The 22,790-nt window shown below is 64.4% G+C and carries 15 protein-coding genes; 8 read left to right on the top strand and 7 right to left on the bottom strand.

What is annotated here, in order from left to right:
* The first annotated feature begins 14 nt into the window (after positions 1-14).
* From C7I87_RS12160 to pdeM, 3 genes are all read left to right on the top strand, one after another.
* Positions 15-875 carry a C40 family peptidase gene (locus tag C7I87_RS12160; RefSeq protein WP_149904430.1) on the top strand — a complete coding sequence of 287 codons (861 nt, stop codon included), beginning with the start codon at positions 15-17 and terminating at the stop codon, positions 873-875.
* A gap of 67 nt (positions 876-942) precedes the next feature.
* Complete coding sequence (locus C7I87_RS12155) at positions 943-3,477, top strand: ligase-associated DNA damage response DEXH box helicase (RefSeq protein ID WP_149904595.1); 2,535 nt, start codon at positions 943-945, stop codon at positions 3,475-3,477.
* Positions 3,474-4,190 (top strand): ligase-associated DNA damage response endonuclease PdeM, encoded by a 717-nt coding sequence (pdeM, locus tag C7I87_RS12150; RefSeq protein WP_149904429.1) that lies wholly within the window; start codon positions 3,474-3,476, stop codon positions 4,188-4,190. Before C7I87_RS12155 ends, pdeM begins: the two co-directional genes overlap by 4 nt.
* Before the next feature lie 3 nt (positions 4,191-4,193).
* Here pdeM and C7I87_RS12145 read toward each other — a convergent pair whose 3' ends face one another.
* The 3 genes from C7I87_RS12145 to C7I87_RS12135 are packed head-to-tail and all read right to left on the bottom strand — an operon-like array spanning position 4,194 to position 8,796.
* The gene (locus C7I87_RS12145; RefSeq protein ID WP_149904428.1) at positions 4,194-5,129 is read right to left on the bottom strand and encodes a dimethyl sulfoxide reductase anchor subunit family protein; all 936 of its coding nucleotides are present in this window, start codon (positions 5,127-5,129) and stop codon (positions 4,194-4,196) included.
* Positions 5,130-5,134: 5 nt separating this feature from the next.
* A complete protein-coding gene (locus tag C7I87_RS12140; RefSeq protein ID WP_149904427.1) occupies positions 5,135-5,869 on the bottom strand; it encodes a 4Fe-4S dicluster domain-containing protein in 735 nt (244 codons plus the stop codon).
* Positions 5,866-8,796 (bottom strand): molybdopterin oxidoreductase family protein, encoded by a 2,931-nt coding sequence (locus tag C7I87_RS12135; protein WP_188393822.1) that lies wholly within the window; start codon positions 8,794-8,796, stop codon positions 5,866-5,868. Before C7I87_RS12135 ends, C7I87_RS12140 begins: the two co-directional genes overlap by 4 nt.
* A 278-nt stretch (positions 8,797-9,074) precedes the next feature.
* Here C7I87_RS12135 and C7I87_RS12130 point away from each other — a divergent pair, with 278 nt between their 5' ends.
* Positions 9,075-9,971, top strand: a complete 897-nt coding sequence (locus C7I87_RS12130) for a LysR family transcriptional regulator (protein WP_149904426.1) — start codon at positions 9,075-9,077, stop codon at positions 9,969-9,971.
* A 2-nt stretch (positions 9,972-9,973) separates the two neighbouring features.
* On the opposite strand, the gene C7I87_RS12125 is transcribed toward C7I87_RS12130, so the two are convergent.
* The 4 genes from C7I87_RS12125 to C7I87_RS12110 all read right to left on the bottom strand — a co-directional run bounded on the left by C7I87_RS12125 (position 9,974) and on the right by C7I87_RS12110 (position 17,345).
* Complete coding sequence (locus C7I87_RS12125; RefSeq protein WP_149904425.1) at positions 9,974-11,230, bottom strand: Hsp70 family protein; 1,257 nt, start codon at positions 11,228-11,230, stop codon at positions 9,974-9,976.
* 170 nt (positions 11,231-11,400) lie between these two features.
* Positions 11,401-12,189, bottom strand: coding sequence for a TIGR02186 family protein (locus tag C7I87_RS12120; RefSeq protein ID WP_149904424.1), 789 nt, complete (start codon positions 12,187-12,189; stop codon positions 11,401-11,403).
* Complete coding sequence (locus C7I87_RS12115) at positions 12,189-13,112, bottom strand: sulfite exporter TauE/SafE family protein (RefSeq protein ID WP_149904423.1); 924 nt, start codon at positions 13,110-13,112, stop codon at positions 12,189-12,191. The genes C7I87_RS12120 and C7I87_RS12115 overlap by 1 nt, the downstream gene beginning before the upstream one ends.
* Before the next feature lie 192 nt (positions 13,113-13,304).
* Positions 13,305-17,345 (bottom strand): peptidoglycan-binding protein, encoded by a 4,041-nt coding sequence (locus C7I87_RS12110; RefSeq protein ID WP_149904422.1) that lies wholly within the window; start codon positions 17,343-17,345, stop codon positions 13,305-13,307.
* Between the two features lie 455 nt (positions 17,346-17,800).
* Between C7I87_RS12110 and C7I87_RS12105 the strand changes: the two genes are divergently transcribed.
* The 4 genes from C7I87_RS12105 to C7I87_RS12090 all read left to right on the top strand — a co-directional run bounded on the left by C7I87_RS12105 (position 17,801) and on the right by C7I87_RS12090 (position 22,780).
* A complete protein-coding gene (locus C7I87_RS12105; protein WP_149904421.1) occupies positions 17,801-18,262 on the top strand; it encodes a MerR family transcriptional regulator in 462 nt (153 codons plus the stop codon).
* Positions 18,263-18,527: 265 nt separating this feature from the next.
* Entirely contained in the window at positions 18,528-20,318 is a 1,791-nt protein-coding gene (locus C7I87_RS12100; protein ID WP_149904420.1) for an acyl-CoA dehydrogenase, read from the top strand.
* A 46-nt stretch (positions 20,319-20,364) separates the two neighbouring features.
* Positions 20,365-21,537 carry an acyl-CoA dehydrogenase family protein gene (locus C7I87_RS12095; RefSeq protein WP_149904419.1) on the top strand — a complete coding sequence of 391 codons (1,173 nt, stop codon included), beginning with the start codon at positions 20,365-20,367 and terminating at the stop codon, positions 21,535-21,537.
* 34 nt (positions 21,538-21,571) lie between these two features.
* Entirely contained in the window at positions 21,572-22,780 is a 1,209-nt protein-coding gene (locus tag C7I87_RS12090) for an acetyl-CoA C-acetyltransferase (RefSeq protein WP_149904418.1), read from the top strand.
* Positions 22,781-22,790 lie beyond the last annotated feature (10 nt).

Here is a 22,790-nt window from a genome sequence, read left to right as displayed (position 1 = left end):
CAAGGTTGCCGATCTTGACCGCCCACGACGCACGCCTTCATGCCTTCCGCTCCGATCTCGCCGATGCCAGGTTGAAAGGAGAGGTCGTTGCCGACCGTTTCGTGGCGGGCCGGCCAGCGCGGATTTCGGTCCCGGTGGCAGATATCCGCAAGGCGCCGACGCTGGATTCGGGCGTCAACACGCAAGCTCTGTTCGGCGACGATGTGCTGGTTTTCGAGGATAGAGAAGGCTGGGCGTGGATTCAGGCCGAGCGAGACGGCTATGTCGGCTATGTCGCCGACGTTATGCTGGGCGGGCGGGACCATGCGTCGACCCATATCGTCTCGGTGCCGCGTACGTTCCTTTATCCCGGTCCAGATCTGCGCTTTCCGATCACCGGGCAACTGTCGATGGGATCGACGGTAACCGTGACGGGTGCCGCCGAAACACGCGGCACGCACTACGCACTGCTGCCCTCCGGTGAAGCCGTGATCGCTGGCCATCTGCGGCCGATCGGCGAAGTGGCCGGCGACTATGTCTCCGTGGCCGAGACGTTTCTCGGCACCCCCTATCTGTGGGGCGGCGTTTCCGGCTTCGGCATCGATTGCTCCGGCCTGGTGCAACTGGCCATGCGCATGACCGGCAGGGAGGTGCTGCGCGATTCCGACATGCAGGCCAATTCGGTCGGCGAGCCGCTTCAGCCGGGCCCTGATCTTTCGGGGCTGCGACGTGGTGACCTGGTGTTCTGGAAAGGGCATGTCGCCATCATGACCGACGCCGAAACCATGATCCACGCCAACGGCCACACCATGCTGGTGTCGCGCGAAGGGCTGAAGGAAGCCATCGCCCGCATCGGCTACCTCTATGGCGGACCGACGGGGTTCCGGCGGCCGTAAGGCTTTTCGATCCCGTTTTGTTCCGATTCTGCTTGGCGATCTCGCGCTGCCGCGCTACCTCTGGCGGGTGACCGAGCTGCCGCGCCTCGCCGACCAGAATGCCGCCGTCGTCCTGCCCGAACCATTCGTAAAATGGTTCGGCGAGAAAGGCTGGTCCCCGCGCGCGCATCAGATCGACCTGCTGGCGAAGGCCCAAGCCGGGCAATCGGTGCTGTTGATCGCGCCGACCGGCGCCGGCAAGACGCTGGCCGGGTTCCTGCCGTCGCTGACCGAACTGGCCGTGAGGCCAAGGCGGAAACCAGGCCAGGCGCGGCGCGGTATCCACACGCTGTACATCTCGCCGCTGAAGGCGTTGGCCGTCGATATCGAGCGCAATCTCGGCAAACCGGTCGAGGAGATCGGTCTGCCCGTCACCATCGAAACGCGCACCGGCGACACCCCCGCCCACAAGCGCCAGCGCCAGAAGCTTGCGCCGCCCGATATCCTGCTCACCACGCCAGAGCAACTGGCGCTGCTGATCGCGGCAGGAGACGCCAGGCGCTTCTTCGAGGACCTGCGCTATGTCGTGCTCGACGAATTGCATTCGCTAGTGACGTCGAAGCGCGGCCATCTGCTGGCGCTTGGGCTGGCGCGGCTGCGCAGCTTTGTCCCGGGCCTGCAGACGATCGGGTTGTCGGCCACGGTGGCCGAGCCGGACGAATTGCGGCGCTGGCTGGTCAGCCAGAATCCACCAGGTGACATGGCGGAATTGATCACTGTGACGGGCGGGGCGAAACCCGAAATCTCGATCCTCGATTCCGAGGAGCGCGTGCCGTGGGCGGGGCACTCGGCGCGCTACGCCACGCCGGAAATCTACAGCGAGATCAAGCGCCACAAGACGACCTTGCTGTTCGTCAACACACGCAGCCAGGCGGAGCTGCTGTTCCAAGAATTGTGGCGGGTCAACGAGGACACCTTGCCGATCGCCCTACACCATGGCTCGCTCGACGTCGCCCAGCGCCGGCGCGTCGAGAAGGCGATGGGCGAGAACGCGCTGCGCGCCATCGTCGCCACCTCGACGCTCGATCTAGGCATCGATTGGGGCGATGTCGATCTAGTCGTGCATGTCGGTGCTCCGAAGGGCGCCAGCCGGCTGGCGCAGCGCATCGGCCGTGCCAACCACCGCATGGATGAGCCGTCGAAGGCGATCCTGATCCCCGCCAACCGTTTCGAGGTGCTGGAGTGCCGGGCCGCACTCGACGCCAATTATCTCGGCGCGCAGGATACGCCGCCGCTGGTCAATGGCGGGCTCGACGTGCTGGCGCAGCATGTGCTCGGCTGCGCTTGCGGCGCACCGTTCCGCGCCGATGACCTGTATCAAGAGGTGCGAACGGCGGCACCCTATGCCGGCCTCGATCGTCCGACATTCGACCGCGTCGTCGATTTCGTCGCCACCGGTGGCTACGCGCTGAAGAATTACGAGCGCTACGCCCGCATCCGCCTGAACAAGGATGGGCTGTGGCGCGTATCCAATCCGCGCGTCGCCCAGCAATACAGGCTGAATGTCGGCACCATCATCGAGGTGCCGGCGCTCAACGTGCGCTACGTCAAGGCGGGCAGCAAAGGCGCGGCGTCGCACGGCGGCCGCGTGCTCGGCAAGATCGAGGAGGCGTTCCTCGAAACGCTGACGCATGGCGATACCTTCATGTTCGCCGGCAAGGTGCTGCGCTTCGAAGGCATCCGCGAAAATGAATGCTTCGTCTCGAACGCGCCCGGCAGCGATGCCAAGGTGCCCTATTATGGCGGTGGCAAGTTCCCGCTCTCGACCTACCTTGCCGAGCAGGTCCGCATCATGCTGGACGATCCGCAGCGCTGGAAGAAGCTGCCGGAGCAGGTGGCCGACTGGCTGCGGTTCCAGTCGGACAAATCGATGCTGCCCAAGCGCGACGATTTGCTGATCGAGACCTTTCCGCGCGGTAACCGCCACTATCTGGTCGCCTATCCCTTCGAGGGCAGGCTCGCGCACCAGACGCTCGGCATGCTGCTCACCCGTCGCCTCGACAGGGCGGGCGCCAGGCCGCTCGGCTTTGTCGCCACCGACTATGCGCTCGCCATATGGTCCCTGGGCGACATGGGCGCGATGTTCAAAGCCAGGAAGCCTTCACTCGGCGCGCTGTTCGACCAGGACATGCTGGGCGACGATCTCGAAGCCTGGCTGGCCGACAGCTGGCTTCTTAAGCGCACCTTTCGCAACTGCGCGCTGATCTCGGGACTGATCGAAAAACGCCACCCCGGCCAGGAGAAGAGCGGCCGCCAGGTCACGGTTTCGACCGACTTGATCTACGATGTCCTGCGCAGCCATGAGCCGGACCACATCCTGCTTCAGGCGACGCGTGCCGATGCGGCGACCGGCCTGCTCGATGTCAGCAGACTTGCCGACATGCTCTCGCGTATCCAGGGTCGAATCATGCATAAGGCGCTCGAACAGATATCGCCGCTTGCCGTGCCGATCATGCTCGAGATCGGTAAGATGCCGGTGAACGGCGAGGCCGATGAAACACTCCTGATGGATGCGGCCACACTGGTCGAGGAGGCCATGGGGCCTGGGATGGTTGAGACATGAATTTCTCGCTGGCGCGAGCATCGCTGACCGCCGAGGCCGACCTTGTCGGCATCGCTGGCGAGCGTGCCGTCTGCGATCCGCGCGGCGTGCTCTATTTCCCGGAGCTCAAGCTGCTGGCGGTATCCGACCTGCACCTGGAAAAGGGGTCGTCGCTGGCAAGGCGCGGCACGCTGATCCCGCCTTACGATACCGGCGCGACCTTGCTGCGGCTGCAAGCGGTGATATCAGACTACCAGCCCTCGATCGTCATCAGCCTGGGCGACTCCTTTCACGACGGCGGCGGCGCCGAACGCATGCATTCGAGCTTTCGCGAACGGCTGGAAGCGCTGATGGCAGGCCGCGACTGGTTCTGGGTCGCCGGCAATCACGATCCGGAAGCGCCTGCGGACCTGCCCGGCGAGACCGTGCGGGAACTTGCCATAGGCTCGCTGCTGTTCCGGCACGAGCCGTCGAAGGTGCGGGTTGAAGGCGAGATTTCAGGCCACCTCCATCCCTGCGCCCGCATCGTGCAACAAGGCCGTTCGGTGCGCAGGCGCTGCTTTGCAGGCGACGGCGGCCGCATGATCATGCCGGCCTTCGGTGCCTATACCGGCTCGCTCAACGTGCTCGATAGCGCCTATGCCGGCCTGTTCCGGCTGGAAACGTTGATGGCCTATATGCTCGGCACTGAGCGCATCTTCGCCATCTCCCGCTCGATGCTGCGGCCAGGCTGAGATCTATCGTCCATAATAGAGCATGACCGTGTGCTTCGCCTCGGCGAAGAACAGCCAGCGCTCAACCAGCATGCCGCCGAACTGGGCGATCGCGGCAAGCACCGACAACGCCGCCGCGAACGGCCACGGCAAGGCGAAGGCGGCAAGCAGCAGCAGGATCGGCAAGCCGAAGGCCAGCGCCTGCGCGATCCGGCGCAGCTTCGAGGCGTGCTTGCGCGCGATGCGAAAGCCCATTTCCTTGAGCAGGTAGTTTTCCTCGGTATGTGGCCATTCCAGGGATCGCACCGTGCCGCCGGAGAGCCCGGTCGCGGTGTTCGCATTGGTCTGGATTTCTAGCTGGTCGTTGTGGCGCCAGGTAGCCAGCTTCCAGCCCCAGCCAAGCAAGGTGAGCAGCACCGAAAATGCCGGGAGGATTTCCGAACCGAGAGCGAACCCTTGCAACACCGCGTTTAGAAGCACGCAGCCGCTCATCGCCGAGAAGATGAGATAGCCGGGCAAGGTATAGGGGCTGTGCCACTGCGCAATCGGCTTCAGCGAGGCATAGATCATGCCGGTCATGCAGACCGTGGCAATGGCGCCGAAGTTGGCCAGAACGCCCGCAGCGGCCACCCAGCCATCGAGGCGGCCAAGGAAGATCCAGCCCACGCCGAAAAGTCCCGAGGGAATGAAGGTTGCGACCGAGGCGACGCCTTCGCGCGACAGCCACGAACTGCGCCATTGCGAGAACGCCCGCCAGGCGCGTTCAGGCCTGCCGAGATGGCCGGTCGACGACAACAGGCCGGCCGCGATCAGGCCGAGCGCCAGTCCCATGCCGACGAAGCCCGTCCAGAAATCGGGCGCGATGAAGCCGAGCGGGCCGAGCACGCCGAGCAGCGCGAGCAGCCCATAGCCGGCACCCGTGGCGGTGGTGAAGAAGACGACCGAAAAAGCGGGATGCATGATGGTCAGTTCGAAAGCATGCGGTCGACCCAGCCAAGGAAACCGCCCTCGGCCCGTACCGGCTCCAGCGCGGGAGCGGCAACCGATGCGGCACGTTGCGTGTGTGCGCGCGGCGGTAGGTATTTGTTGGTCGGGTGATAGCCGAGTTCCGGCATCAGGTCGACACCGCCACGCTCCGCAACCAGTTGCGACACGGGGGATTGGGGGTCGCCAAGGTCACCGAAATGCCGGGCGCTGGTCGGGCAGGCGGCGACGCAGGCCGGCACGCGGTCCCCTTCGGCCAGGTTGTCGTTGTAGATGCGGTCGACGCAGAGCGTGCATTTCTTCATCACGCCGACATCCGTGTCGAATTCGCGCGCGCCGTAAGGGCAGGCCCAACTGCACAGTTTGCAGCCGATGCACTTGTCCTCGTCGATCAGCACGATGCCATCGGACGCCCGCTTGTAGGAGGCGCCGGTCGGGCAGACGGTGACGCAGGCCGGCGTCTCGCAATGCAGGCAGGAGCGCGGGAAGTTCACCGTGCGCCCACCCATCTCGGTGATATGCTCGTAACTGTGCACGCGGTTGAACCAGACCCCGTCGACATGGCCGCCATAAGGGTCGATGTCGGTCAGCGGCGCCATGTGGCCGCCGGTGTTCCACTCCTTGCAGGCGGTGACGCAGGCCTGGCAGCCGACACAGGTGTCGAGGTCGATGACGAGGCCAAGCTTCTTGCCGCCTGGACTTGGAAGACAGGTCATTGGGCCGCCTTTCTTGCCTGCCGAAACCCGGCACCGAAAGTGAGCATGTCGGGCGGCGGCTCGAAATGCGGCGGCTGGTGAAAACGCTCGAACCGCGGCTCGGTGAAACCGGCTTCCTCAGCCGCGCATTTGACGATGCGCACGCGCAGATCGAACCACGCGGCCTGGCCGGTCACCGGATCGGAGTTGGAGTAGCGCTTGCCCTGCGCATCAGCGGAAGTCTGGTCACCGATGATGTGGTTGAGCAGGAAGCCGCGATTGCTCTCGGCTGCATCGTCCTTCAGCCCCCAGCTGCCGCGCCTTTTGCCGATCGCGTTCCAGGTCCAGACCGTGCTTTCGTTTACCCCGTCGACCAGCTTGATCTGCCCCTTCACCTTGCCGTTGATGCTCTCGATCCACACCCAGTCGTCATCGGCAAGGCCAAGGCCGGCCGCGGTCCGGTGATGCACGAACAGCCGGTTCTGGCTGGTGATCTGCCGCAACCACGCGTTTTGCGAACCCCAGGAATGGTACATGTGCATGGGCCTCTGCGTCAGCGCGTGCAGCGGGTATTTCTCCAGGTCCACGGCTGCTTCCTCGAAGGGCATGTACCAGAACGGCAGCGGATCCATGTAGGTCTCGACGCGCTCGCGTTCGCTCTGCGGCGGCACCACCCGGCCATGTCCGCGCGCGGCCAGCCGAAAACGCTGCATCGTTTCGGAATAGAGCTGGAAGACGATCGGCTCGGCCTTGGGGATGAAGCCCAGTTGCACCGCGAAATCGAGATAGGAGCGGTTGGCCATCTTGTAGTAGCGCTGGTCGTCGGTGAAGTCGTGGTGCCAGAAACCGCCATTGTCGATGTAGCGTTGCAACTGGTTGGGGTTGACTTCGCCCTTGCCGATCGAGGTTTCGTCCTTGCCGCGCCAGCCGGCGAGCGGGCCTATGCCGGGCGTGCGTTCATGATTGACGATGTAGTCGGCGTAGTCGCGGTACTTCGCCGAGCCGTCTTCTTCGACGAAGCCCGGCAGGCCAAGCCGTGCGCCGAGTTCGATCAGGACCGACTGGAACGGCCTGACGTCGCGGTCGGGCTCGACGACCGGATGGCGGATGGCGTCGCCCGGCCCGTCGCCGTGGCTGATCGGCCGGTCCAGCAGGCTGATGCAGTCATGACGCTCGAGATAGGTGGTGTCGGGCAGGACGAGGTCGGCGAACGGCACGGTCTCGGAATAGTAGGCGTCGGAATAGATGATGAAGGGGATCCTGTAGTTGCCCGCTTCATCATGGTCCGTGAGCATGGCCATGGTCTCGACGGTGTTCATCGAGGAATTCCAGGCCATGTTCGACATGTACATCATCAGCGTGTCGATCGGGTAGGGATCGCCGGCCCAGGCGTTGCGGATGACGGTGTGCATCAGGCCATGCGCCGCAAGTGGCGAATCCCAGGAATAGGCCTTGTCGATGCGCAGCGGCGTGCCCGCTTCGTCAACCAGCAGATCATCGGGTCCACAGACGAAACCGAGCGGCATGCCGCCGAGCGGCGTCATCGGCCTCACGTCCTTGCCGCACGGCTTCGGGCCCGGCGGCGCCGACCTGGGGTACGGCGGCTTGAAGCGGAAGCCGCCGGGCACGTCCACCGTGCCCAGCAGCACCTGCAGCAGGTGAATAGCGCGACAGGTGTGAAAACCGTTGGAGTGGGCCGAGATGCCGCGCATGGCATGCATCGAAACCGGTCGTCCCTTGATCGTCTCATGCCGGCGCCCGGCCCAGTCGGTCCATGCGACCGGCAGTTCGATCGCCTGTTCGAAGGCGACATGGGCCAGTTCGGCGGCGATCCGGCGGATCGTTCCGGCAGAGATGCCGCAACGCTCCGCGACCGCGTCGGGTGCGTAGCTCTCGTCGAGATAGCGGTCCGCAATGAGTTGGAATACCGTCACACAGCGGCGGCCATCGACGTCGTAGCTGCCTGTCAGTGCCGGTCTGGCGTCGGCATCGGTGGCGCTCACCGGACGCTTCGCCACTCTGTCCCATGCCAGCGGATTGCCGTCGTTGTCGCGCACGAACAACCCGTCATCGGCTGCGCCAGGTTCCTGAATGACCAGGACATGCGCGTTGGTGTAGCGCAGCAAATAGTCTAGGTCGGCGCGGCCGGCCTTCAGGAGTTCGTGGATAAGCGCGAACACGAACAGGCCGTCAGTGCCAGGCCGGATGCCGATCCAGTCGTCGGCGATCGCATTGTAGCCGGTACGGCACGGATTGATCGAGACCACCTTGGCGCCGCGCGCCTTGAGCTTGCCGAGCCCGATCTTGATCGGGTTCGAGTCATGGTCCTCGGCGACGCCGAACAGCATGAAGTATTTCGTGTTGTCCCAATCGGGCTCGCCGAACTCCCAGAACGAGCCGCCGATCGTGTAGAGCCCGCCCGCCGCCATGTTCACCGAACAGAAGCCGCCATGGGCGGCGAAATTCGGCGTGCCGAACTGGCTCGCCCACCAGCCTGTCAAGGATTGCGACTGGTCACGCCCGGTAAAGAAAGCGAGTTTCTTAGGGTCGGTTCGGCGGATAGTCGACAGCCGCTCGGTGGCGATCGAGAAGGCTTCCTCCCACTCGATCTCGCGGAACTCACCCGAGCCGCGCGGGCCGGTGCGCAGCAATGGCTTCTTCAGCCTGGCCGGACTGTAGTGCTGCATGATGCCGGAGCTGCCCTTGCCGCAGATCACGCCGCGATTGACCGGATGGTCCTTGTTGCCGTTGATATAGCGGATCTTGCCATCCTTGATATGGACATCGATGCCGCAGCGGCAGGCGCACATGTAGCAGGTCGTCTTGGCGATGCTGTCGGAAACATTAGGCGAGGTGTCTACGCCGTCGCCTTCATCGGGCGCGCGCGTGTCGGCAAGCTGGCGTTGCGAGGGGGCTGAATTGGCGCCGCGCGGCGGTCCTTGCATCATGATCCCGTGGTGCTCGCGCTGCCGGCGGATTTGGCTCGCGTCTTCGGCCCGGGGCCGCGCATATAATGTTCTTCAGGATGGTAGCGGTCGCCGGCCAACCGTCGCCTTATGCCGCGGCTCCAATGCGCAAGCAGGGATCTGAACCGCCCGATCATTTTCTTCTCTGCGACCTACAGGCCAATTTTTTCTAATCTCGCATGAAAAAGTAGAATAAAGCTATCGATCCGTCTAATCAGTTGTTCTTGTAAATTCGATCGATATTGGTTCTTAATGCGCGCATGACCCTGGATCAGTTGCGCATTTTCGTCGCCGTTGCCGAGCGCGGTCATATGACCAAGGCGGCGGAGCTTTTGGGCATTTCCCAGTCGGCGGCATCGGCCGCCATCCGTGCGCTGGAAGAGCAGCACGGCGTCCATCTGTTCAATCGCGTCGGCCGCAACATCGAGCTGGCCCAAACCGGCCACAGGTTCCTGCCCGAGGCCAAGGCGGTGCTGGAGCGGGCCGCCGCCGCCCGCAACGTGCTGGAACATGTTTCGCAAACGGTCGCCGGCAGCCTCTCCATTGCCGCCAGCCTGACCATCGCCAGCTACTGGCTGCCGCGCCGGCTGGCCTCGTTCCACGAGGCCTATCCGGCCGTCAGGCTTAGCGTCACCATCGGCAATACAAGGCAGGTCGAGGCCAGCGTGCTCGATGGAACCGCCGATCTCGGCCTGGTCGAAGGGCGCACCGAGTCCGACATATTGCGCCGCGCCAAGGTCGATACCGACCGGTTGATGCTGGTCGTTGCCAGTTCCCATCCCAAGATCGCCGAAACCGCGCCGGGCCGCCCCGACATCACCGGCCTGCGCTGGATCATCCGCGAGGGCGGCTCCGGCACGCGTGAGGTGCTGGAGGACCTGGCGCGCCGCGAGGGGATTTCACTTGCCGACCTCAGGATATTCCTGGTGCTGCCCAGCAACGAGGCGGTTCGCCAGGCTGTCGAGGCGGGTGCCGGCGCGACCATCATTTCGGAGCTCGTCGTCGGGCGCGCGGTCGCCGAGGGGAGCCTGAGAGCCGTGCCGATCGAATTGCCGAAGCGCGACTTCGCCATGATCAGCCATCGCGACCGTCAGGCAAGCCTGGCCCAGATGGCGCTGAAGGCGCATTTGGGAGCGGAGATGAACGGGTCAGGGTAGGGTCAGCCGAACTTCCGCTGCGCATCGAGCGCCAGCCCAAGCCCGACCGATCCGAACATATCGCCTTCGATAATGGAAGCTTGCGGCACCAGCGACAGGATTTCCCGCCTTGCCAGCGGGATCGCCGTCGATCCACCGGTCAGGAACACCGCGGTGATGTCGGACCGCTTGACCCCGGCATCGCGGATGGTCTGCGCCACCGTTTCGCTAACCCGTTCGATGTCCCGCGCGATCGTGGCTTCCAACCCGTCGCGCGTGATCCCGGCGGCGAACGCCGCGTCGGGCAGCTTCACCGCCACGTCCGCCGATGACCTGTCGGTCAGCTCTATCTTGGCTTTCTCGACCGACGCTGCCAGAGCGTGCCCGTAGCGGTGCTCGACGATGTGGATGAAACGGTCGACCAGGTCGGCGCGCGCGGCCTCGTAGCGGATCTGGCGCAGATGCGTCATCGCCTTGGCGGTGTAGACCAGGTTGATGCGCTGCCATGTGGCGAGGTCGATGAAATAGCTGGCCGGCAGATTGCGCTTGCCGTCCTTGGTCGCGGAGAGGTAGCCGAGCTGCGGCATGACATGGGCGATACTGAGCAGCCGGTCGAAATCGGTGCCGCCGATGTGGATGCCGCGGCTGGCCAGGATGTCGTCCTTGCGATCGGTCGATCGCGAGCGCTCCGGCGAGACCCGCACGATCGAGAAGTCGGACGTGCCGCCGCCCATGTCGATGATCAGCGCCAGTTCCTCGCGCGTCACCTTCTGTTCGTAGTCGAGCGCCGCCGCGATCGGCTCGAACTGGAAAGCGATGTGCTTGAAGCCCTGGGCACGGGCAGCCTTCTCGAGTTCGCCTTGCGCCTTCGCGTCGGCTTGCGCGTCGTCATCGACGAACTGCACCGGCCGGCCGAGCACCACGCTTTCCACCAAACCGCCGGCGTCCTCTTCCAGCCGCGTCCTCAGATGGCCGATGAACAGGCTGATAATGTCGATGAAGCCGATCTGGCGCGCCTTGATACGCGTCTTCTCGTGGGCGAGCGAACTGCCGAGCACGCTCTTCAACGAGCGCATCAGGCGGCCTTCGATGCTGTCGGTATAATCGCCGATCGCGCGACGGCCGAAATAGGTATGGCCGTCCTCGAAGTTGAAGAACACGGCGCTTGGCAAAGTGGGCTGTTCGCCCTCCAGCGGGACCAGCCGCGCCTTGCCGTTCCGGATCACGCCCACCGTGGAATTGGACGTGCCGAAGTCGATGCCGCCGAATGCCTGATGCATTGCAGCCTCCTGTCATTGTTTCGTGGCGGCAAAACAGCGGCGACGCATCGCGCTGTCATCCGGATGGCCGGACCGCTCTGGCGAATTGTATGTGCGTGTTTGCCCCTGGGCCGGGAGGCGGCGGTTTATCGCATGGCGGGGAAAAGGGGAACCCCTCTTTTCCCGGAGCATCAATCCTTACGGAACACCAGCCGGCCGAGCCAGCCCGTCACCATGGCCAGGGATATGGCGAACACGCCGTAGAGGAACGAATAGTCGTGCGCGACGCGGAAGATCGATTGTTCGAAACCCGATTTGCGGATTTCGAGCTGCGCCGAACTCTCCTTGATGAACAGGCCGCTCTTGAACAGGAACGCGCGCGCCTTGTGCGTGCCGACCGGCACATTCGGTGCCAGCCTGACCGTGGCGCGAAACAGGTTCTGCGACAGGAATTGCACGCCGCCGACATTCTCGCTGTAGAGCCCGGCGGCAGCCTTGCGCTCGCGCAGTGCCGCCGTGAATTCCTCGATCGTCGCCGGGCTGTCACCGGCATCGGCCGGCTGCATATAGAGGTTGGAGGCGCCTAGCGACAGTTGCTTGTAGCTGTTGGGTTCGGTGATGTCCTGCAGCGGCCGCGTCGTCGCCACCGAATAGGACACCGGCACGTTCTCGAAGGTCTCGGAATCCAGATTGACCCAGACGCCCAGCACCCGGTCCTTGCGGCGCACCACCACCGGTTTGGGTGGCCCTTCGAGCACGACGATGACGTCGTAGCGGCCCTGGCGTGCCACCAGCGGGTCGGGATTTTCGAGCGAACCAAAAATGGTCAGGTCGGCGCCTGAAAAACCGGCGGTGATCGACACCGCGTCGGTGGAGAGGCCGATCTGGATGCCTTCCGTAAGCGGTGTCTGCGCCTTCGCAGGCGCGGCGGCGGTCAGGGACAAGAGAGCGACGGCTGCGAGCGCTTTCAGTCCTTTCATCAGTTGAGGCCCACGCCGGACAACGAATAAAGGTTGGGCGGCGTGACGAACAGATCGGTGGCGAGCCGGATCGCCACGGCCAGCACCAGCAGCGCCAGCAGGGCTCTTAACTGCTCGCCGCGCAGCCGCTGGCCGGCCTTGGCGCCATATTGCGCCCCGGCTACGCCGCCTGCCATCAAAAGGAAGGCCAGCATCACATCGACGGTCTGGTTTGTGGTGGCGTGAACCAGCGTCGTGTAGGCGGAGGTGAAGATGATCTGGAACAGCGAGGTGCCGATGACGACATTGGTCGGCACTTTCAAGAGATAGATCAGCGCCGGCACCATGATGAAGCCGCCGCCGACGCCCATGATCGACGACAGGAAGCCGATGCCGGCGCCAAGCCCGAGCACCGGAATGACGCTGACGAACAGTTTTGACGCGCGGAAGCGCATCTTCAGCGGCAGGCGGTGGATCCAGTTGTGCTGGCCGGATTTCTTCAGCACCGGTGCCGCACCGCTGCGCGTGGCGCGCAGGGCGTTGATGCTCTCGACCAGCATCAGCCCGCCGACGGTGCCGAGCAGCACGACGTAGAGCAGCGAGATGAACAGGTCGAGTTGGCCGAGCCTGCGCAGGAGGCCGAACACGTAGATGCCGCCGGTTGAGCCGACGACGCCGCCGGCCAGGAGCACGCTGCCGAGCTTGAAGTCGAGCGTCCCTCGCTTCATGTGCGACAACACGCCGGAGACGGAAGAAGCGATGACTTGGTTGGCGCCGGTGGCGACCGCGATCGCCGGCGGGATGTTGTAGAAGATCAAGAGCGGCGTGATGAGGAAGCCGCCACCCACCCCGAACATGCCCGACAGGAAGCCCACCGCGGCGCCCATGGCCAGCAGCACGAAGACGTTTACGGAAATTTCCGCGATCGGGAGATAGATGCCCACCCGTCAGTCTCGATCAGTTTGCCTGTCGGCGAATAAAGCCGTTGCGGACAGTATCGCATCGAAAAGCCAATTTTCTCTTGCGCCGACGCGGCAGCGAGGTCAAACCCCGCCACCGCGCCGAAACAAAAAACAACTCAATCAGTTAACGGGCAAATGTATGGCAAGGGCGTCGTGGAAACGACGCTTCTGCCGTTATTTGCGCGCCAGCAATGCCTTGACCAGTTTCTCGTCGACCGCGCCGGTCGCCGGCAGGTTGTTGGCGGTCTGGAAAGCGATGATCGCGTTCTTGGTCTTGTCGCCCATCACGCCGTCGGCGCCGCCGGCGTCATAGCCGTTCTTGTTGAGGATGAGCTGGATGTTCTTGACCGCCTTCTTCATGTCGATGCCGGCGGTCGTCTGCGGCGTGCCTTCCTGCCAGGATTCGGGAATGTCCACCGAATTGGCTGTCGCGTTGAGCGGCTTGGCCTTCCACAATTCGGTCGCGGCGCGCGCCCGCTCGAGTTGCTCAGGCCGCAGTGCATTGGCGATCTCGTCGCGCTTGGCCGCGGCATCCTTGTCGCCGGTCTTGGCGACAAGCGCGAACCACTTGTAAGATTCTTCCAGGTTCTGCTTCATGCCGACGCCCTTGGCGGCGAGGATACCGAGATTGAACTGGCTGTCCTTGACGCCGAGGTCGGCGGCCTCCTGGAACCAGTGCGCGGCCGATTCATTGTCGGTCACGCCGTCAGCGGCCATGGCGAATAGCACCGCCAGATTGTGCATGGCGCTGGCGTTGCCCTGCGCGGCAGCGAGCTGATACCAGGTCTTCGACTTCTTGATGTCGCGCGCGACGCCGATGCCCTTCTCGTAGAAATTGCCGATGCGGTATTCGGCCGGCGCGAAGCCGAGTTCCGCCGATTTCTCGTACCATTTGGCGGCAGCCGGCATGTTTTCCTTGACGCCGCGCGACTCGGCGTAGCGCGAGCCGACCTCGAACAGTGCCTTGGCGTCGCCGCCAGCGGCGGCGTCACGCAAGGCGGCCGGGCCGGCATCGGCCGGGATGTCGAACTTGGTCGCGGCTGTCGCCGCCGCCTTGTTCATGGGCGCAACGGCGCCAGTCGTGTCGTTGGCTGTTGCCTCGGTCGCCACTGGCGCGACAGCGGCCGGTGCCGGATCCGTCATGGTAGGAGCAGCGGTCATCGGAGCAACAGGCGCGGCCGATGCCATAGTGTCGGTAGCGGTTGTGCTTGGGCCGGAGGTCATGGCCGACGCGACCGGTGCCGGAGCGGGCTCGGCGGCGGGCGCCGTATCTGGCATCGCATCCGTATCAGACGGCATGGCCATGACGGTCTGCGCCGCCATGTCGTCCTTGCCTGCCGGCACGGATTGTTCGGCCTGCCTAACGGCACGGGCCGGCGCGCCGTCCGTCGCCGCCGGCTGCGCCTGGGTCTTCGGCTGGCTGGCGGTATCGACAGAGGCCGTCTTCACCGGCTGCGAGGTAACGATCGGGGCCGCGTCGTTGTTCGCCACCTGGGCGGGATCCGAGAGAAACGCCTTGCCGAGTTGCAGGCCGGCAAGCGCCAGCATGATCGCTGCCGCCGCCATCAGGATCGGCTTGCGCCGCGCCTTGAGCAGGTCGCCTATCCTGAGCGCCTTGACCGGGCCTTTCATCGTCGACTGGCGCTTCAGGGCGTCGGCCTCGGCCGCGGCCGCCTGGGCCGCGCGTCGGGCAGCGGCGATGAAGTCCGATTTCGCCGCGTCGCTGTCGCCGGGCTTTGCCGGTTGTCCCCGTTCATCGCGCACCCGCTTCATGATGGCATTGAGGTCGGGCGCGCCGGATCCCGGCTCCAGCGGGCGGTTGGCGACTTTCGGGTCGAGCGGCTCGTCGAGATCGACACTCGGGATATCGGCGCTCGGCGCCGAGCCGGCCAGCGGCGGAACATCCGCCGACTTCTTGCCCTTGAAGGCGCGCGCCAGCCCTCCGAACATCGACTTGCGACTCGCCGGCTGGTCCCTTCCTGCGATGGTGTCGGAACCGAGCGCGGCCATCGCGGCAGCGGCGGCGGCTTCCGCGGGCGAGCGGGCGCCCGGCCGGGCAGACAAGCCCATTTCGACGTGCAGTGCCGGCTCGCCGGATGAAGCAGGCTCGGCGCGCAATATGGCCGCGGCACGCGCGTCCAGATCGGCCATGTCGCCGGTCAGCGGCAGCGGCTCGTCCATGGTCATCGACGGTGCGTTGACGGCCATCTTGGGCCGCCGCACGCCGCGCCAGCCGCCCGGTTTGGTCGGAGCCGCATCCAGGAGTTCGCTTACCGCTTCGGACGGTTCGCTGGTTTCCAGCGAACCCAGCCTGTCGACGATCTTGAGCAAGGTATCGTGAATGGCCTCGAAGGTACGCGAATTGCGCTCGTCGGAACGCCGGGTCAACGTCTCCAGCGTCTTCAGGTCCTGGGCGAGGCCGGATACGGCGGCCGTATTGGTGCTCGTCCCGGCCAGCGAGCGCACCGCGTTTTCAGCCGCCTCGCGTGCGGCGCCGAGGATGGAATCGCGGGTGCCGGCCAACGCTTTTTCGATTTCGTCGAGGCGCGGGCTGATGTCCTCGAAGTCCGGCAGCGGCGTGCTGGGCTTGGAAAGATGCGCCGACAGGCCAGCGACCTGTGCCTCCAGGCTGCGGATCAGCGCCGGATCGATGCCGGCCACCTGGGCCGCCGAAGCGTCCAGCCGGCTTGAAATATCCTCGAGCCGGCTCTCCAGCCCGCGGATCGCCGCCTCGCCGGTGGGATCGGGAGCGCGTGTTTCCATGCGCTTGGCCAGTGCGGTGAAGCGGGCATCGATGGCATCCATGATGCCGGCGCTGTCGACCTGGGGCATGCTGCGCTGGTCCAGCCGGTCGGCAACCTCGTCCAGCCGGCGCTCGAGATCGCGAAACAGCATGTTGCCCTGCTCGATAGCGTCGCCCTGGCGACGCTCCATCATGCCTGACAGCACGTCGAAGCGCTGTTCCAGCCCGTGGAAGATATAGTCGGCGTCGGGCATGGCCGGCGCCTGATCGATCTTGTCGGCGATCAGCGCGATCTGCTTGGCGAGTCGTTCCATCGCCTGCTCGGGCAGGTTGGCGCGGCTGGCAAGGTCATCGACCCGGCTCGACAGCGTGTTCAGCCGGTCGATCACGACATTGCCGGGACGGTCCTGTGCCACTTCCTCGATCTGCTGGGCGAGCGAGTCGATCCGTTTCTCGATGCGTTCGAAGGCTTCGTGGTCGATTGAATTCGCCTGTGCGGCGACTGTCGAGGCTACGATGGCGCGGGAAATCTCGTCCAGCCGCTCGTCGATCATGGCCAGCGTGCCGCCGCCGCGATTGTCCTGCTGGCTGGCGAAATGGTCGACCGCCCCGGCCAGTGTGCGGACCTTTTCCTCCAGCGAACGCAGCGACAGCGATTCCGGCAGGTTGTTGACGGCGTTGCTGATCTGCTCCAGCCGGTCGGTCAGGGCCGCGATGGCGGGATCGTCGGAGCGCTTGCGCTGGTCGGCGTCGACGCGGTCCTCGAAAGCCGTCCAACGGCGGTCGAAATCGTCCCAGCGGCGGTCGACCTTCTGCACGCTCTCCTCGCGCGCCAGCGTGTCGAGCGCGGCTTTGACCTGCTCGAGTTCCAGTCGCAGCAGGTTGACGCTCCTGTCGTCACTCTTTTCCGACAGCGATTTGATGGCGCCGGAGAGCCGCTCGAATTCCACGCCAAGTTCGGCGCTGCCCTTGCCTGTCGCGCCGGGCTTGGTGTTCGCCTGGAAGGCGCGGTCGATGTCGTTGCGCAGCGCGTCGAATTCGCGCTGCAGGCCTGAAGTTACCTGATGGCGCAACTCCTCGCGCATGCCGCGCAACTCGCCCGCGATCTTGCCGACCATGGCGACGCTGTCTTCCTGGCCGCGCACGCGGTCGATGTCGCGCGCGATCGCCTGGTAATTCTGGTCGAAGGCAGGGGACGGCGCAGGGTTGTGCGCACGCGGCGCCGGCTGCGGATCCTCATACCAGCGCTGCTGCGCTGTCGGCTGCGCGGCGGGATAACGCGGTTCGGCGGCGGGGTAACGCGGGTCGGCGCCATATTGGCGAGGAACGGGGCGTGCCGTCGCGTCCTCGCGCGTCTGCCCCAGGCGCTGTTCCAGGGTCTCCAGCGAGCGGTTCAGCTGCTCGAGCGTGGTCTGTGGCTTGCGCTGCCTGCCGGCATTGAGTGTGTCGAGGTAGGACCGCTTGCTGTTCATCGGTGCGTCCGTCTTTCAGATTGGCCGGCTTGCGACCAGCTCCCCAAGTCCTTGCCGGAACGAGGCGACCGCGCTTCCATGCCACGGTGGAAGACTAGCTTCCCGGGTTTCACCCGCGCTCCGAAAAACCGTGAAAAATTCGATACAGGATAACCACGGGTAGCCGACACGCGCACATTTCGCCCAACGTGGTAAACAACGCGTTAACCAAGCTTAAGAAGTTGCAAGGAAGTTGGCTGTCGCGACTTCCGGTGCGGCATAAAGCACCGTTCCCAAAACGCCCTTGCGTCATGAGGCGGCTATCGGTATAGAATTGACGTAAACGTAAATGGCGCATTAGCTGTGCTGTTTTGCGATTTGTTTGTCGAAACCACGGCCGGAAGCACGCCCCCGCTTCCAGTCAGGCGACGCATGGTCCGGGACCGCGACGCCACCAGACGGGGAAGCCAGTAACCATGAAGCTTATCTCGGCCAGCGAGACCGCGGCCAATACCAATAATGCATCTGTCGAAGCCGGCGAGGATCTGTCCCGCATCGGCGAAATGGCCAAAAAGTACGGCGTAACGCTGCGCACGCTGCGTTTCTATGAAGACAAGGGCCTGCTCAACCCGCAGCGCGACGGTTCGACCCGTCTCTATACGCGCCGCGACAAGGCCAGGCTGAAGCTGATCCTGCTCGGCCGCAAGGTTGGGTTCTCGCTGCGCGACGTCAAGCAGATGATGGACCTCTACGATCCGACCGGTTCCAACACCAAGCAGTTGCGGCTGGCGCTGGACAAGTCGGAGAAGCAGCTCGCTCGCCTGCAGAAGCAGCGGGCACTGATTGACGACGCCATCAATGAGCTCAGCGGCTCGATGTCGGCGGTGCGCCAGATGTTGGCCGAGCGTACGGCGCCGCAGGCGAGCGTCGCGAGCTAAGCCATTCTCCGGCACTGTCGGACCCTTCACCATCAAAGCCGCGTGGCCATGCCGCGCGGCTTTTCGCAGTCGTGACCTGCTGTTTCGCGCTGGCTTGCGCAATGCCGCAACGCTAGGCTCCGCGCCCTTGGCGGCGGAAATCTTGTCGCATCGAAAATATTGACGTTTACGCAAACGTCAATATTTGCTATTGCGACTTCGACATTGGCCCGCTTGCCGCGCACGGCTTGATTTCGGGGCCTAATCCGCATGGTGGAGGAAAAGCATGCCGATCTACAGGGCCCCGGTCCAGGACACGCTGTTCGTGCTCAACGAAGTGCTGGGCTATCAGCGCTATTCGAACCTTCCCGGATTCGCCGACGCGACGCCTGACGTGCTGGAGGCAATTCTCGCCGAAGGGGCCAAGCTCGCCGAGAACGTCATGCATCCGCTCAACCGCGTCGGCGACATGGAAGGCTGCGTGCGCCGCGAAGACGGCTCGGTGACCACGCCCAAGGGCTTCAAGGAAGCGTTCGACCAGTATCGCGAAGGCGGCTGGATGGGTCTGGCGGCCCCCGTCGAGTTCGGCGGCCAGGGCCTGCCCTATGCCGTGCACACGGCGGTGGCCGAATACATGGTGTCGGCCAACATGTCGCTGATGATGTATCCCGGCCTTACCCAGGGTGCGATCGCGGCCATCATCACCCACGGCACCGACGAGCAGAAGGCGGCCTGGCTGCCCAGGATGGTCGCGGGCACCTGGACAGGCACCATGAACCTGACCGAGCCGCATTGCGGCACCGATCTCGGCCTGCTGCGCACCAAGGCGGTGCCGAACGGCGATGGCACCTACAAGATTTCAGGCCAGAAAATCTTCATCTCGGCCGGCGAGCACGACCTGTCGGACAACATTGTCCATCTGGTGCTGGCCCGCATCGAGGGCGCACCGGAAGGCGTCAAGGGTATCTCGCTGTTCATCGTGCCGAAGCTCAAGCTCGACGCATTGGGCAATCCGGGGACAAGAAACACCGTTTCCTGCGGTTCCATCGAGGAGAAGATGGGCATTCACGGCAACTCGACCTGCGTCATGAACTATGACGAGGCCGAAGGCACCCTGCTGGGCGAGGCCAATGGCGGCCTCAAGGCGATGTTCACGATGATGAACGAGGCCCGCCTCGGCGTCGGCCTGCAGGGCCTTTCGCTGTCGGAGATCGCCTACCAGAACGCCGTCGCCTATGCCAAGGACCGCTTGCAGGGCCGCTCGCTGTCGGGGCCGAAGGCGCCGGACAAGAAGGCCGATCCGATCATCGTCCATCCCGATATCCGCCGCTCGCTGATGACCATGAAGGCCTTCAACGAGGCCGGCCGTGCACTGGCGCTGTGGACTGCGATCAAGTCAGACGTCGCGCACCGCTCCGCCGACGACAAGGACCGCCAGGCGGCCGACGATTACACCGGCCTGATGACGCCGGTGGTCAAGGGCGTGCTGACCGACAAGGGCTTCGACCACGCCGTCATGGCGCAGCAGGTTTTCGGCGGTCACGGCTATATCGAAGAGCACGGCATGAGCCAGTTCGTGCGCGATGCCCGCATCGCCATGATCTATGAGGGCGCCAACGGCATCCAGGCGCTCGACCTCGTCGGCCGCAAGCTCGGCTTGAATGGCGGCCGCGCCATACAGGCCTTCTTCAAGGAGGTCGGCGAATTCTGCGAGGAAAACCGCACGGACGAAAAGATGGCGCCGTTCACCAAGGGTCTGAAGAAGGGCCTCAACGATTTGCAGGCGGCGACGATGTGGCTGCTGCAGAACGGCATGGCCAAGCCCGACAATGCGGGTGCGGCCTCGACCGACTACATGCATCTCTTCGGTCTCGTTGCGCTGGGTTACATGTGGGCGCAGATGGCCAAGGCGGCACAGGGTAAGACAGGCGTCAACGGCTCCCAGCCCTTCTACGACAACAAGGTCGTGACGGCGCGCTTCTTCATGGAACGGATCATGCCGGAGACCTCGGCGCACCTCGCCCGTATTTCGAGCGGCGCCGATACGCTGATGGCCCTGCCGGCGGAAGCGTTCTAAACTCGGTCTCGTTGGCCTTTCTGTCTGTCGATACGCGGAGGAAATCGTGGCGACAAATCCCGCCGAAGTGCTCTCTTTGCCGAAACCCGCCTGGGCGGCCGACGAGGTCGGCATGCTCTACGACATGGCCTCCCGTTTCATGTCGGAGGAGATCGCACCGCGCTACGACGAGTTCGAGAAGAACGAGATGGTCGACCGCGAAAGCTGGCTCAAGGCAGGTTCCGCCGGCCTGCTCTGCGCCTCGATGCCGGAGGAATATGGCGGCTCCGGCGGCACCTTCGCGCATGAGAGCGCCATCATCGAGGCGATCGGCCATGTCGGCGTCGACGGTTTCGGCATCGGCCTGCACAATTCGATCGTCGCCCCCTACATCCTCCATTACGGCTCGGAAGAGCAGAAGAAGAAATGGCTGCCGAAGCTAGCGACCGGCGAGCTGATCGGCGCCATCGCCATGACGGAGCCTGGCGCCGGCTCGGACCTGCAGGGCGTCAAGACGCGGGCCGAGAAGGATGGCAACCAGTACAAGATCAACGGCTCCAAGACCTTCATCACCAATGGCCAGCTCGCCAACTTCATCATCGTCGTCACCAAGACCGATCCGGAGAAGGGCGCCAAGGGCACCTCGCTGATGATCGTCGAGACTGACGAGGTCGAAGGCTTCCAGCGCGGCCGCAACCTCGACAAGATCGGGCTGAAGGCCAACGACACGTCGGAGCTGTTCTTCAACGACGTGCGTGTGCCGACCTCCAACCTGCTCGGCCATGAAGAGGGACAAGGCTTCGTCCAGCTCATGCAGCAATTGCCGCAGGAGCGGCTGCAGATCGGCACCGGGGCGATCGCCATGATCGAGCGGGCGCTGGCGCTGACCATCGACTACGTCAAGGAGCGCAAGGCCTTCGGCAAGGCGGTCATCGACTTCCAGAACACCCAGTTCAAACTGGCCGAATTGAAGACCGAGGCCACGATCGGCCGCGTCTTCTACAACGACTGCGTCACGCGCCACATCAATGGCGGCCTCGATCCGGTAACGGCCTCGATGGCCAAGTACTGGCTCTCCGACCTGCAGGGCAAAGTCGTCGACGAATGCCTTCAATTGCACGGCGGCTATGGCTACATGAATGAATATCCGATCGCCCGCATGTTCCGCGACGCTCGCGTCCAGCGCATCTACGGCGGCACCAACGAGATCATGAAATTGCTGATCGGACGCTCGCTCTGAGCAGCTCTCTTCAGCGAACCCAAGGAGCATGAAAATGGCCGAAGCTTATGTCTATGACGCCGTGCGCACGCCGCGCGGCAAGGGCAAGAAGGACGGATCGCTGCACGAGGTGCCGGCGGTGCGGCTCGCCGCCAGGACACTGGAAGCCCTGCGCGACCGCAATGGGCTGGACACCGGCACGGTCGACGACATCATCTTCGGCTGCGTCGACCCTGTCGGCGAGGCGGGCTCCGTCATTCCGCGCGCCGCCGCCTTCGAGGCGGGCTACGACACCAAGGCGCCCGGCATGCAGATTTCGCGCTTTTGCGCGTCAGGTCTCGACGCCATCAATTTCGGCGCCGCCAAGATCGCACAGGGCGCCGATGAAATCGTCATCGCCGGTGGTGTTGAATCCATGTCGCGTGTCGGCATGGGCGCCTCCGGCGGTGCCTGGTTCATGGACCCTTCGGTTGGCTTGCCCGGCTGGTTCGTGCCGCAAGGCATCTCCGCCGACCTGATCGCCACCAAATACAGGTTTTCCCGCGACGACGTCGATGCCTACGCGGTCGAAAGCCAGAAGCGCGCCGCAAAATCCTGGGCCGACGGCCGCTTCAAGAATTCGGTCATCCCGATCAAGGACCAGAATGGTCTCACCATTCTCGACCATGACGAGCATATGCGGCCATCGACCGACATGCAGTCGCTGGCCTCGCTCAACCCGTCCTTCATCATGCCTGGTGAAATGGGCGGGTTCGATGCGGTGGCGGTGCAGAAGCATCCCGAGGTCGAGGAGGTCAACCACGTCCACCACGCCGGCAACTCGTCCGGCATCGTCGATGGCGCGGCGGCCGTGCTGCTCGGCTCGAAGAAGGCCGGCAAGGCGATGGGTCTCAAGCCGCGCGCGCGCATCCGCACCTTCGCCAACATCGGCTCCGAGCCGGTGCTGATGCTGACCGGCCCGGTCGACGTCACCGAGAAACTGTTGAAGCGCGCCAAGATGAAGCTGTCGGACATCGACCTGTTCGAGCTCAACGAGGCCTTCGCCTCGGTGGTGCTGCGCTACATGCAGGCTTTCGAGATCCCCCACGACAAGATCAACGTCAATGGCGGCGCCATCGCCATGGGCCATCCGCTCGGCGCCACCGGCGCGATGATCTTCGGCACGGTGCTGGACGAACTCGAGCGCCGCGACCTGAACACCGCGCTGGTGACACTCTGCATCGGTGCCGGCATGGGTACTGCAACCATCATCGAACGCGTCTGACGGGGAGAGA

It is taken from the genome of Mesorhizobium sp. SARCC-RB16n, assembly GCF_008520305.1.
Taxonomy (GTDB): Bacteria; Pseudomonadota; Alphaproteobacteria; order Rhizobiales; family Rhizobiaceae; genus Mesorhizobium.
Note: the sequence above shows the minus strand (reverse complement) of the source record. Positions and strands in the feature narration are given on the sequence as shown.